The 12050-nt window shown below is 74.4% G+C and carries 10 protein-coding genes; 8 read left to right on the plus strand and 2 right to left on the minus strand.

All coding sequences use genetic code 11. From position 1 onward, the window contains the following. The first annotated feature begins 64 nt into the window (after positions 1-64). Positions 65-1054 carry an ArsR/SmtB family transcription factor gene (locus tag ACIBUY_RS08505; RefSeq protein ID WP_399152180.1) on the plus strand — a complete coding sequence of 330 codons (990 nt, stop codon included), beginning with the start codon at positions 65-67 and terminating at the stop codon, positions 1052-1054. Here the strand turns inward: ACIBUY_RS08505 and ACIBUY_RS08510 are convergent. Continuing rightward, the gene (locus tag ACIBUY_RS08510; protein ID WP_399152181.1) at positions 1035-2357 is read right to left on the minus strand and encodes a deoxyguanosinetriphosphate triphosphohydrolase; all 1323 of its coding nucleotides are present in this window, start codon (positions 2355-2357) and stop codon (positions 1035-1037) included. The two genes, ACIBUY_RS08505 and ACIBUY_RS08510, sit on opposite strands and share 20 nt — an antisense overlap. 51 nt (positions 2358-2408) lie before the next feature. Next, complete coding sequence (locus tag ACIBUY_RS08515) at positions 2409-3296, minus strand: sirohydrochlorin chelatase (RefSeq protein ID WP_399152182.1); 888 nt, start codon at positions 3294-3296, stop codon at positions 2409-2411. A 166-nt stretch (positions 3297-3462) separates the two neighbouring features. Between ACIBUY_RS08515 and ACIBUY_RS08520 the strand changes: the two genes are divergently transcribed. The 7 genes from ACIBUY_RS08520 to ACIBUY_RS08550 all read left to right on the plus strand — a co-directional run bounded on the left by ACIBUY_RS08520 (position 3463) and on the right by ACIBUY_RS08550 (position 12027). Beyond that, positions 3463-4170, plus strand: coding sequence for a vancomycin high temperature exclusion protein (locus ACIBUY_RS08520; RefSeq protein WP_399152183.1), 708 nt, complete (start codon positions 3463-3465; stop codon positions 4168-4170). A 97-nt stretch (positions 4171-4267) separates the two neighbouring features. Next, positions 4268-6358 (plus strand): molybdopterin oxidoreductase family protein, encoded by a 2091-nt coding sequence (locus ACIBUY_RS08525; protein ID WP_399152184.1) that lies wholly within the window; start codon positions 4268-4270, stop codon positions 6356-6358. Positions 6359-6496: 138 nt separating this feature from the next. After that, positions 6497-8140, plus strand: a complete 1644-nt coding sequence (locus ACIBUY_RS08530; protein ID WP_399152185.1) for a M4 family metallopeptidase — start codon at positions 6497-6499, stop codon at positions 8138-8140. Positions 8141-8305: 165 nt separating this feature from the next. Continuing rightward, positions 8306-9067 (plus strand): hypothetical protein, encoded by a 762-nt coding sequence (locus ACIBUY_RS08535; RefSeq protein ID WP_365574953.1) that lies wholly within the window; start codon positions 8306-8308, stop codon positions 9065-9067. Next, entirely contained in the window at positions 9064-10410 is a 1347-nt protein-coding gene (locus tag ACIBUY_RS08540) for an ATP-binding protein (protein ID WP_399152186.1), read from the plus strand. The genes ACIBUY_RS08535 and ACIBUY_RS08540 overlap by 4 nt, the downstream gene beginning before the upstream one ends. Positions 10411-10656: 246 nt before the next feature. Then, positions 10657-11211 carry a hypothetical protein gene (locus ACIBUY_RS08545; protein ID WP_365574947.1) on the plus strand — a complete coding sequence of 185 codons (555 nt, stop codon included), beginning with the start codon at positions 10657-10659 and terminating at the stop codon, positions 11209-11211. Between the two features lie 189 nt (positions 11212-11400). Next, positions 11401-12027 (plus strand): class F sortase, encoded by a 627-nt coding sequence (locus ACIBUY_RS08550; protein ID WP_365574944.1) that lies wholly within the window; start codon positions 11401-11403, stop codon positions 12025-12027. Positions 12028-12050: the final 23 nt, after the last annotated feature.

The raw sequence follows: 12050 nt of genomic DNA on the forward strand, positions 1-12050 counted from the left end.
GGAGTTGTGGGGTAATTCGCCCACAACGCAAAGGGAGTCGGGGAGTTCGGGGGATCCTGGGCGCATGCTGCGTATCGAGTTCACGGGGGAGGATCTGGGGCGGCTGCGGGTCGCGCCGGGGGCCGATCCGCTGTGGGAAATCGTGCTGAGCCTGCATCTGTTGCAGAACCGGCAGGCCGCCGTGGTGTTCGATCCGTGGCGGCGCGAGGTGCGGGCGGGTCTCGCCAGGGCGGGGCTGTCGGGGACGACGGCGGCGCTGATGCGGCTGTCGCCGTGGGCCGCGTACTTCCCCGACTTCCTCACGCCCGGGCAGGGCGGCGAGGACGTCGAGGCCGGGATCGAGGCCGTCCTGGTCACGCCCCGGCGGCGGCTGGCGGCCGAGCTGTCCGAGGTGTACGCGGACGGGCCCGTGCCCGCGGCGGCGCGGCGACTCGCGGCGGGGGACGTGGCGACGCTGCGGCGGCTCGGGCAGGCGCTGCGGGCGTATTACGAGGTGGCGGTCGAGCCGTACCTGCCGGCGGTGCGCGGTGCGGTCGCCGACGACCGGGCGGTGCGGGCGGACGCGGCGCTGCGCGGGGGCGGGGACGGGCTGCTGGCCAGCTACGGTCCGGCGCTGTCGTGGGACGCGAGCACGCTGGTGGCCGCGTATCCCGTCCAGCACGAACTGCCTTTGCACGGGCGCCCGTTGACGCTGATTCCGTCGTTCTTCTGCGTGGTGACGCCGGTGGCGCTCGCCGACGGCGCACTGGATCCGGTGCTCGTGCACCCCCTGGGGCCCGCGCCCGGCTGGCTGGCCAGGGGGCGGCAGCGGGGTGCGGCGCCGCCGCCGGTGGCCCAGCTGATCGGGCCGACGCGGGCGCTGGTCCTGGACGCGCTCGAACAGCCGCGGACCACCGGGGAGTTGGCCGAGCGGCTGCGGCTGACCGCGTCGACCGCCAGTCGGCACGCCACGGTGCTGCGCGAGGCGGGCCTGGTCGCCTCCCGGCGGCGCGGCAACAGCGTGCTGCACCGCCGCACCGCGCTCGGCGACGCGCTCATGGACGGTCGGATCTGAACCTCGCGTGCAGGGAGCGGGCGGAGGCGTCCGTGAGGGAGGCGATCTGGTCGACGATGACGCGCTTTCTCGTACGGTCGTCGGGCGCGTCGTCGAACAGGGCGCGGAACTGGGGGTCCAGGCCGTCCGGGGCGCGTGCGGTCAGGGCCTCGGCGAGCTCGGCGACCACGATGCGCTGGTCGGCGCGGAGCCGCTCCTGCTGCGGGCGCTGCATCACGTACCGGTCGGCGACCGCCTTGAGGACGGCGCATTCGTGGCGGGCGGCGCGCGGGACGACGAGCTCCGCCGCGTACCGCGTGAGGCGGCCCGTGCCGTACCTGGCCCGCGTCGCGCCCTCCGCCGCCAGGCAGAAGCGGCCGATGAGCTGGCTGGTGGCGTCCTTGAGGCGGGCCTGGGCGACGGCCGTGCCGTCGTATCCGTGCGGCCACCACTCCTGGTCGAGGAGGCGGTCGAGGGCGGCGGAGAGCTCGGCGGGGTCCGTGTCCGCCGGCACGTACCGTCCGATGGCGACGGTGAAGATCTCGGCGCGCTCGGGCTCGGCGTGCAGCACGTTCGGATCCAGGTGGCCCGCGTGCAGGCCGTCCTCGATGTCGTGGACCGAGTACGCGACGTCGTCCGACCAGTCCATGACCTGCGCCTCGAAGCAGGTGCGGCGCCCGGGCGCCTCCTTGCGGACCCAGTCGAAGACGGGCCGGTCGTCCTCGTAGACACCGAACTTGGGGGAGCCGGGGTCGGTGGGGTGCTCGCCGCGCGGCCACGGGTACTTGGTCGCGGCGTCCAGGGCCGCGCGCGTCAGGTTCAGTCCTACGCTGACCAGTTCGCCGGACTCCGCCGCGGCAGCGGCTGATGTCACTGCGGAGCGGACGAAGCGCTTGGGCTCGATGCGGGTGAGCAGGCGCAGCGACTGCGCGTTCCCCTCGAAGCCGCCGCAGTCCTGCGCCACTTCGTTCAACGCCTGTTCGCCGTTGTGCCCGAAGGGCGGGTGGCCCATGTCGTGCGCGAGGCAGGCCGTCTCGACGAGGTCGGGGTCGCAGCCGAGGGCGGCGCCCAGCTCGCGGCCGACCTGGGCGCACTCCAGGGAGTGGGTGAGCCGGGTGCGCGGGCTGGCGTCCCAGTGCCTGTTCTGCGTGCCGGGCGTGACGACCTGGGTCTTTCCGGCGAGCCTGCGCAGCGCCGAGGAGTGCAGGACACGGGCCCGGTCGCGCTGGAACGCGGTGCGGCCCGGGCGCTTGTCCGGCTCGTGAGCCCAGCGCTCGACGGCCGCCTCGTCGTACGTAACGGGACCTTCGTCCGTGGTGTTCATGCACCGACAGTAAGGCCACCCACTGACAAAAGGGGCGGGGTCACGGGGAGGTCAGGCGGACGCCAGGTGCACGGCGGTCGCCCCTGCCGGGGTGGCGAGGGCGGTGTCGTAGCGGTGCAGGACGAGGCGGGCGAGGTCGGGGTGGGCGCCGAGCGGGGCCGCGACGATGCCGTGCGGGAGGGCCGCTGCCGTCTCGGTGGCGAAGCGGCCGGGTGCCGTGAAGTACGAGGCGAGGGCGGTGCGGCTGCGGCCGCGGGCGGCGAGGGCGCGGACCGCGGTGGCCACGTCGGGGGCGGCCGCGGAGGCGTACGCGGGGACGACGGGGACGCCGAGGCGGCGGGCGAGGAGGGCGGCGGTGGCGCGGGTGTCGGCGGTGGACTCGGGGTCGCGGGAACCGGCCGCGGCGAGGATGACGCCGCTGCGGCGGCGGGCGCGCTCGGACAGGTGCGCGGGCCAGCCGGCCTCCCGCAGCCGGTCGTGCAGGACGTCGACGAGCAGGGGGTGCGGGCCGAGCGGTGCGGCGACGCGGGTGAGCAGGTGGGACGCGGCCTCGGCGGCCCGGGGTATGTCCTGCTTGACGTGGTACCCGCGGGACAGGAGAAGCGGGACGAGCACGGCCCGGCCGCCGTCGGGGAGGGCGGCGAGCGTGTCGTCCAGGAGCGGCTCGTTGAGCTCGATGTGGCCGAGGCGGACGGTGAGTCCCGGCCGCTGCTGCCGGATCCGGTCCACGAGTTGGGTGACGGTGGCCAGGGCGCGCGGGTCGCGGCTGCCGTGGGCCACGAGGACCAGGGCCGCGTCGGGCCGCCGTCCCCGCAGGGAGCGCTGGCCGAGCTGGCTGCCGAGCTGATTGCTGATCATGGTGAGGAGTCCCGCCGTGCTGGCCGTGTGGTCGAGGTGTGCCGTGCGGTGATCCATGGGGCCGTACGACTCGTCCGTCATGGAGCGATCCTGCCGGGTGGGGGTTGCCGGGCTGTTGCGGGGTGGTGACGAGTGGTTGCCGGGCCTTCACGCGGCGGTGCCGGGCGCGGTGAGCGAACCGAGCGGGCGCGTGTGACGTCTGTGTTCTTCGAACGGCCACCGTCCCGAGGAGCCCTGAGGAGCCCTGATGCGCCTGCCCCGACTCCCCCGGCTCACCCGTATCCCCCGACTCCCCCGACTCCCCCGCACCCGCCGCGGCCAACGCCGTGCCGTGCAGGCCGTGATGGCGGTGTGCGTGCTCGCGCTGCTGCCCGCGACCTGGCTGTTCACGTCGACCGGCGACCGGCTGCGGCCGCTGTCCGGGGTGCCGCGCACAGATGTCGCGATGGTGTTCGGGGCGGGTCTGTGGCGGGGCGAGCCGTCCCCGTACCTGGCCCACCGCCTGGACGCGGCGGCCGAGTTGTACCGCGCGGGCCGGGTCCGCGTCGTCCTCGTCACCGGCGACAACAGCCGCAGGGACTACGACGAGCCGGACGCGATGCGCACGTACCTGACCCGGCACGGCGTCCCGGACCGGGCCGTCGTGAGCGACTACGCGGGCTTCGACACCTGGGACTCCTGCGTACGCGCCAAGAAGATCTTCGGGGTGGACCGGGCGGTGCTGCTCAGCCAGGGTTTCCACATCCGGCGGGCGGTGGCGCTGTGCGAGGCGGCCGGGGTGTCGTCGTACGGGGTCGGCGTGGACGAGCGGCACGACGCGACCTGGTACGCGGGCGGGGCGCGGGAGGTGTTCGCCGCGGGCAAGGCGGCGCTCGACGCGCTGGTCAGGCCCGATCCGCGGTTCCTGGGGGCGCGGGAGGACGGGGTGCGGCGCGCGCTGGCTTCCGCCGGGTGACCTCACGCCGACCGCGCGGCCGCTGCGAGGTGTGCGTACCGCCTGTGTAACCGAGGTCGCCCCCGCCGCGTAACAACGGGCCCGCACCCTGACGGACATGCACCTTTCTGCTTCCGCCGCCACGCCCACGCACTGTCCGTACTGCGCGCTGCAGTGCGGCATGACGCTGACGCCGGACGCGTCGGACGCGGGGGTCTCGGTGGCGGGGCGGGCGGACTTCCCGGTGAACCGGGGCGCGCTCTGCGGCAAGGGCCAGAGCGCGGCCGCGGTCCTGTCCCCCGGGGTCCGGCTGACGACCCCGTTGGTCCGCTCGGCCGCGGGGGTGCTGGAGCCGGCCGGCTGGGAGGAGGCCCTGGACGCGGTCGCCGCGGGCCTGTCCCGCACGCGTACGGGACACGGGGCCGACGCGTGCGCGGTGTTCGGCGGCGGCGGGCTGACCAACGAGAAGGCGTACGCGCTCGGCAAGTTCGCGCGCATCGTGCTCGGCACGTCGCAGATCGACTACAACGGACGGTTCTGCATGTCGTCGGCCGCGGCGGCCGGGCAGCTGGCGTTCGGCCTGGACCGGGGGCTGCCGTTCCCCCTGGAGGACGTGCCACGCACCGGCTGTGTGATCCTGGTCGGCTCGAACCTCGTCGAGACGATGCCGCCCGCGATGCGCTATCTCACCGAACTGCGGGAGAACGGCGGCACGTTGATCGTCGTCGACCCGCGCCGCACCCGCACCGCCGAGCAGGCCGACCTCCATCTGGCGCCGCGCCCGGGCACCGATCTCGCGCTCGCCCTCGGCATGCTGCACCTGGTGGTGGCGGAGGGCCGGGTCGACGAGAGTTACGTACGGGAGCGGACGCGGGGGTGGGAGCAGGCGCGGGCCGGGGTGATGGCGCACTGGCCGGAGTACGTGGAGCGGATCACGGGGGTGCCGCTCCCCCAACTCAGGGAAGCCGTCAGGCTGTTCACGGAGCCCGAACACGCCATGGTGCTCACGGCGCGCGGGCCCGAGCAGCAGGCCAAGGGCACGGACACGGTGGGCGCGTGGATCAATCTGGCGCTCGCGACGGGGCGGCCGGGCACGCCGCTGTCCGGATACGGCTGCCTGACCGGGCAGGGCAACGGGCAGGGCGGTCGTGAACACGGCCAGAAGGCCGACCAGTTGCCCGGGTACCGCAAGCTGACCGATCCGGCGGCGCGGGCGCACGTCGCCGAGGTGTGGGGCGTGGACCCGAACTCCCTTCCCGGGCCCGGCCGTTCGGCGTACGAGCTGCTCGACGCGCTCGGCGGCGACATCCGCTCGCTGCTGGTGATGGCGTCGAACCCGGTGGTGTCGGCACCGCGCGCCGCGCACGTGGAGGAGCGGCTGCGGTCGCTGGACTTCCTGGCCGTCGCCGACGTCGTCCTGTCGGAGACCGCCGAACTCGCCGACGTCGTCCTGCCGGTGACCCAGTGGGCCGAGGAGTCGGGCACCACGACGAACCTGGAGGGCCGGGTCCTGCTGCGCCGCCGCGCGCTCACCCCGCCCGCCGGGGTCCGCTCCGACCTCGACGTCCTGCACGGGCTCGCCGCGCGGCTCACGCCCGGCCTGGAGAAGGGCTTCCCCGTCGACCCGGAGGAGGTCTTCGAGGAGCTGCGCCGCGCGTCCAGCGGCGGACCCGCCGACTACGCGGGCATCTCCTACGACCGTCTCGCCCGGGGCGACGCGCTGCACTGGCCGTGTCCTGACCCCGCGCACGAGGGGACGCCCCGGCTGTTCCTCGACGGGTTCGCGACGCAGGACGGGCGGGCCCGGTTCGCCCCCGTCACGCACCGGCCCGCCGCGGAGGAGCCGGACGCGGAGTACCCGGTGTACCTGACGACGGGGCGGGTCGTCGCGCAGTACCAGTCGGGGGCGCAGACCCGGCGGGTGGCCGAGCTGAACAAGGCGGCGCCCGGTCCGTTCGTGGAGCTGCATCCACGGCTCGCGGCACGGCTCGGGATAGCGGAGGGCGACACCGTGGCCGTCACCTCACGCCGGGGCCGGGCGCTGGCCCCGGCCCGGCTGACCGGCTCGATCCGGGCCGACACGGTCTTCATGCCGTTCCACTGGCCGGGCGCGGGCCGGGCCAACACCCTGACGAACCCGGCGCTCGACCCGACGTCGCGCATGCCGGAGTTCAAGGTGTGCGCGGTGCGGGTCGCCAAGGCCGGGTGACCGGTGACCCCGCGCTGATCCCGAGCTCGACGAAGGGGGCGCGGCAGGCACTCTGGACGCGGGTTGTCATGAGCGCTTAAAACTGAGGCGTCATCAGTGAGCAGCCCCCACGCTCCAGTTGAGCCTCAGAGGAGTCCGATGAGACCTGCCAGGACCGCATCGCGCCTCACCACCGCCGGCATAGCCGCGGCCGCCGCCACCCTCCTGGCCGCGGCTCTCGCCCCCACCGCGGGCGCCTCCGACACCCCCGCACCCACGCGCGCCGAGGCCGTCGACGCCGCCGCCTCCGCCCTCGCCGACCACGCCTCCGCCCTCGGCCTGACCGGCGCCCAGGGCACGTCCGTCCGCGACGTCGTCGTCGACAAGGACGGGACGCAGCACGTGCGCTACGACCGGACCTTCCGTCAACTGCCCGTCCTCGGCGGTGACTTCGTCGTCCACCTCGCCAAGTCCGGTGCGTACGAAGGCGCCGAGCGGGCCGTCACCGGTGACCTCGCCGTGCCCACGACGAACCCGAAGGTGAGCGGGCCGAAGGCCGCCGGGCTCGCCGCCGACGCGCTGCGCCGCACCCATGCCGGTGAGACCCTGCGGGCGCTGATCGCCAAGCCGAAGCTGGTGGTCGACGCGCTGCACGGGGCGCCGCGGCTCGCCTGGCGCACGGACGCCGCCGCGAAGGACTCCCTCGGCAACCCGGTCGCCCGCGTCGTCCTCACCGACGCGCTCACCGGGCGGCAGATCGACGCGTGGGACTCGATCGAGACGGCCACCGGCGACGGCGCGTCCCTCTACTCGGGCACCGTCCCGCTGGAGACCACGCAGTCCGGATCGACGTACCAGCTCAAGGACGCCACCCGCGGCGGCACGTACACCGGCGACGCCCAGAACAAGACCGACGGCTGCATCTTCGGCATCTGCTGGAGCCGGGCCCCCGCGGTGCTCTTCACCGACGCCGACAACCACTGGGGCACGGGCGCGAACACCGACCGGGCCAGTGCCGCCGTCGACGCGCAGTACGGCACTGACCAGACGTGGGACTACTACAAGCAGGTCCACGGCAGGAACGGCATCGCCGGTGACGGCAAGGGCTCGTACAACCGCGTGCACTACGGAAGCAACTACAACAACGCCTTCTGGGACGACAGTTGCTTCTGCATGACGTACGGCGACGGGGACGGGACGACCTTCGGGCCGCTCGTCGCGCTCGACGTGGCCGGGCACGAGATGTCGCACGGCGTGACGTCCAAGACCGCCGCCCTCACGTACTCCGGTGAGTCCGGCGGGCTCAACGAGGCGACGTCGGACATCTTCGGGACCCTGGTCGAGTTCCACGCGAACAACGCCTCCGACCCAGGTGACTGGCTGATCGGCGAGGAGATCGTCAAGTCCGGCTTCGGCAAGCCCGCGCTGCGGTTCATGGACCAGCCGAGCAAGGACGGCAAGTCCGCCGACTGCTGGAGCTCGAGCGTCGGCAACCTCGACGTGCACTACTCGTCCGGGGTCGCCAACCACTTCGCCTACCTGCTCGCCGAGGGCAGCGGCCCGAAGGTGATCGGCGGCGTCCAGCACAACGGCACCACGTGCAACGGTTCGTCCCTCACCGGCATCGGCAAGGACAAGCTCGGCGCGATCTGGTACCGGGCGCTGACCGTCTACATGACGTCCTCGACGAAGTACGCGGGCGCGCGCACGGCCACGCTCAGCGCGGCCAAGGACCTGTACGGCGCGGGCAGCGCGGAGTACGCGGCGGTCGCGGCGACGTGGTCGGCCGTGTCCGTGGCCTGATCCCCGAGCCGATCCGCGAGCCTCGGCCCGCGCTACCAAGGGCCCGGCCGCGCCGGGGCGAGCGGCCGGGACCTTGGACCCCAATGGGTCCGCGAAGGTCCCGGCCGTCCCTTCTGTTACAAGACATCCGGAATGCCGCAACAGTCGGTTCCTACCGTCGATGACATGAGCCCTTTGAACCGCCTCCTGCCGGGCGCCGTCGTCGCGGTCGTGGCCGCCCTGGGTCTCGCCGCGCTCGCGGGCTGCGGCCGCACCGACGGCCTCGCCGCCGGTGACGCCGCGCCCTCCGTCTCCGTCCAGCCGCAGCCGCACGACGTGTGGCCCGCCTGGACCGACACGTCCGCGAAGGCGCCGGGCGCGGAGGCCTCCACCCACCAGCCGCCGCCGAAGCCGCTGTCCGGGCTGCCCAGGCTCGGCAAGGAGGGGATCAAGGGGGTCGACGTGCACGCGGTGCTGCGGGCCGATCCGCGGATGCAGCCGTTCGCGGGGCGCCCGGACATCGACAGGCCGGGACAGGTCGGCGTACGGCCGCCCAGCTACCTGGACCTGACCGGGGACAAGCGGCCCGAGCTGCTGCTGGCCGCCGACACCGAGAGCGGGCGCACCGTGCTGACCGTCTACAAGGAGGGCGACGGCGGGCAGGTGTACCCGGTGCTGTTCACGACCGGCAAGCGGGTCGCGGTCGAGACCATCGGCAAGGACCTGCTGCTGCGCAGCTCCTGCGCGGACGGCGGGGAGCAGGCCGTGCGCTTCCACTGGGACGGGGTGCGGATGTCGACGGTCAGCGACGTGAAGAACTACAACAAGTCGACGCCGTCCCCGTCCCCGTCCGACTCCGCCGAGCCGGACTCCCTGCGCGCGCCGCACACCCCCGTCGCGTCCCTCGTGCCGGATGCCGGAGCGCCGTCCGCCGGGAGCCCGGCATGACGCGCCCCCGCCTGACGCGGCTCGGGCTCCGCTGGCGGATCGCCCTGCTCGTCGCGCTCGGCTGCACGCTCGTCGCCGTCGCCATCGGCCTCCTCGTGCACCACGCCCGCCTCGACCAGGTGTCGGCGAACGCGCGCGCGGGCGCCACCGCCCAGCTCGTCCGCGTACGCCAGCTGTACGAGCTGACGGGCCAGGTCGACCGGGACGGCCAGGCCGACGGCACCGACGGCGCGCTCGACGCGCCGGGCCTGCCGGTCCCGCTGCGCCAGGCCGCGCTCGACGGACGCCGCACCACGTACCTCGACCTGTCGTCGGACCGCCCCGCGGTGTGGGCCGCGCGGCCCGTCGGCGACCGGGTGCTGTCCGTGCGCGAACCGCTGGACGACCAGGCCGCCGAGATGGCCGACTTCGACCGGCAGCTCGTGGTGTTCGGCGTGGTCGTGGTGGCGCTCGCCGCACTCAGCGGCGCCGCCCTGTCCTCGCGGCTCAGCCGTGACCTGCGGCAGGCCGCCGCGACGGCACGGCGCATCAGCCAGGGCGACCTGGACGCCCGCATCGGGCACCCGCGGACCCCGGACGGCCGCGACGAGGTGGCCGAACTGGCGGGCGCCGTCGACATGATGGCGGCCTCGCTGCAGAAGCGCCTGGAGGACGAGCAGCGCTTCACCGCCGATGTCGCGCACGAGCTGCGCACCCCGCTCACCGGGCTGCACACCGCCGCCGAACTGCTCCCGCCGGGGCGGCCCGCGGAGCTGGTGCGGGACCGGGTCGGCGCCCTGCGCACCCTCACCGAGGACCTGCTGGAGGTGGCCCGGCTCGACGCGCACGCCGAAGAGCCGGACCTGGACGTGCATCCGCTGGCCCCGCTGGTGCGGCGCGCCGTCGACCGGGTCGGACCCGTCGACTCCGTGCACTGCGACGCGGACGCCGAGCGCGCCTTCGTGCGTACGGACGCGCGGCGGTTCGAGCGGATCCTGGCCAACCTGGTCACCAACGCGCGGCGGCACGGCGCCGGGCCGATCGAGGTCACGGTCACCGGCACGACGGTGTCCGTACGCGACCACGGCCCCGGCTTCCCCGAGGAGTTGCTCCGCGACGGGCCCCGGCGGTTCCTGACCGGGGCGAGTGAGCGGGGGCAGGGGACGGGGCTCGGGCTGACGATCGCGTTGGGGCAGGCGCGGGCCATCGGGGCGGAGGTCGCTCTGCGGAACGGGGAGTTTGGTGGGGCGGTGGCTTCCGTGGCGCTGCCCGTTGTCTCCGGATCATCGCCGTTGCGGGTTGCTCGTTCGGTGCCGAGTGGCTCGTGTGTTGTGGCTGGGCGCGCGCCGCAGCGGAGCTGCTGATCGATACAGCCCCGCGCCCCTGGCGGGGCGCGGTAGCTGACGGGGGTTCACCCGGTCGCACGCCTGGGGCTGTCCTTCGGGTTGAATTCTGCGACACGCCGGTGACCTGCTGGAATGTTGGTGGCGGGGCGTCAGGAGAGGTAGTGGCGGTGGGTTTCTGACGGGATATCAGCAGGCGTGGTGCGGCCAGGGGGACTTACCTCGTGCTTGCAGGGTGCGTCCGACGCCCGCGAAGGAGCAAGCACGATGCGCACAGGCCGACCCCTGATCGCCGCCGCGTTCGCCGTCGCGGCCGCCGGATTCGCGACCGCGCCCGCCGTCGCGGCCCAGGGCGGTCTCGAGGTGTACCCGGCGACCGCCGCCCCCGGCAGCACGGTCAGCGTGAGCACCACCGCCTGCGGAGCGCAGGGCACGGCCGCGGGTGACGCCGGGTCGGTCGGGGCGGCGGCGTTCACGCTGGCCCCGGCCTCAGACGGCGCAGACGGCGCAGACGGCACGGACGCCGAGGACGCCGAGGACGCCGTCGGGCGGTTCGCGGTGCCGGACTCCGCGCAGCCGGGGACGTACGAGATCGTGGCCCGTTGTTCCGGCGGCACCGAGGTCACCGGCGATCTGATCGTCTCGCTCGGTCAGGCCGGAGCGCCCGGGGCCCAGATGCCACGGGGGCACGTGAAGACGGGGGTCGGCGGCGCGCTCGGGCCCGACCCCGTACAGACCGCGGCGGGTGTGGCGGCGCTTGCCGTCGCCGCCGCGGGCGGTACCTGGCTCCTGCATCGCCGGGCGAGAGGCGATGGGATCTGAGGCTCCGCGAGGAGCTTCAGCAGGAGACGGCAGGCGGGCTCGCGGCTCCCTCCGCAGTGCGTGAGCCCCGCCGGTCCGACCGGTACCGCCGGTCCCCTCCCCTCCGGCCGCAGCCCCTCGCGGCCCGGAGGGGAAGGGGCCCCGACATGGGTGTGACACGGGTGTCCGCCCGGGTGTCAGGAGTCGATCGTGCGCTTCGTGAATCCCGTCAACGCCGTCATAGGGGCCGTCACGGTGCTCGCCCTGAGCGCGGGCGCCTGGCTGCTGACGAGCGCGTCCGAGGGCAGCCCGCCGCCGCAGCCGTCCGCGGCGCAGGCCCGCGCGGGCACCGACCGGGCCGCGCCGGGCGCCGCCCCCATGTCCCCCTCGCCGCCCGACCGGATCCGCATCCCGTCGATCCGGGTGGACGCCCCGCTGACGGGCCTCGGGCTGACGCGGAGCGGGAGTCTCGACGTGCCGCCGCCGCAGCACAAGAACCTGGCCGGCTGGTACGAGTCGGGCACCAAGCCCGGCGAACGCGGCACGGCGGTGGTCGCGGGCCACGTCGACAACGCGGTCGGCCCCGCCGTCTTCTACGACCTGGGCGCCGTCAAGCGCGGGCGCACGATCGAGGTCGACCGGCGGGACGGTTCCGTCGCGGTGTTCACGGTCGACGCCGTCGAGGTGTACGCGGCGGACGACTTCCCCGACGAGAAGGTGTACGGAGCCGCGCGGCGCCCGGAGTTGCGGGTGATCACGTGCGGCGGGCCGTACTCGCGGCGCACCGGGTACCAGGGGAACGTGGTCGTCTTCGCCCATCTGACGGGCAGCCGGTAGTCCGGAGTCGTCCGAAGTGGTCT

The organism is Streptomyces sp. NPDC050085 (assembly GCF_044460595.1).
Lineage (GTDB): Bacteria > Actinomycetota > Actinomycetes > Streptomycetales > Streptomycetaceae > Streptomyces.

What these genes read in the sequence shown, in the direction of transcription:
- ACIBUY_RS08535 (WP_365574953.1), top strand. Translation starts at nt 8,306, where the DNA reads ATGAGCCCTTTGAACCGCCTCCTGCCGGGCGCCGTCGTCGCGGTCGTG.
- ACIBUY_RS08520 (WP_399152183.1), top strand. Translation starts at nt 3,463, where the DNA reads ATGCGCCTGCCCCGACTCCCCCGGCTCACCCGTATCCCCCGACTCCCC.
- ACIBUY_RS08530 (WP_399152185.1), top strand. Translation starts at nt 6,497, where the DNA reads ATGAGACCTGCCAGGACCGCATCGCGCCTCACCACCGCCGGCATAGCC.
- ACIBUY_RS08510 (WP_399152181.1), bottom strand. Translation starts at nt 2,357, where the DNA reads ATGAACACCACGGACGAAGGTCCCGTTACGTACGACGAGGCGGCCGTC.
- ACIBUY_RS08525 (WP_399152184.1), top strand. Translation starts at nt 4,268, where the DNA reads ATGCACCTTTCTGCTTCCGCCGCCACGCCCACGCACTGTCCGTACTGC.
- ACIBUY_RS08545 (WP_365574947.1), top strand. Translation starts at nt 10,657, where the DNA reads ATGCGCACAGGCCGACCCCTGATCGCCGCCGCGTTCGCCGTCGCGGCC.
- ACIBUY_RS08515 (WP_399152182.1), bottom strand. Translation starts at nt 3,296, where the DNA reads ATGACGGACGAGTCGTACGGCCCCATGGATCACCGCACGGCACACCTC.
- ACIBUY_RS08505 (WP_399152180.1), top strand. Translation starts at nt 65, where the DNA reads ATGCTGCGTATCGAGTTCACGGGGGAGGATCTGGGGCGGCTGCGGGTC.
- ACIBUY_RS08540 (WP_399152186.1), top strand. Translation starts at nt 9,064, where the DNA reads ATGACGCGCCCCCGCCTGACGCGGCTCGGGCTCCGCTGGCGGATCGCC.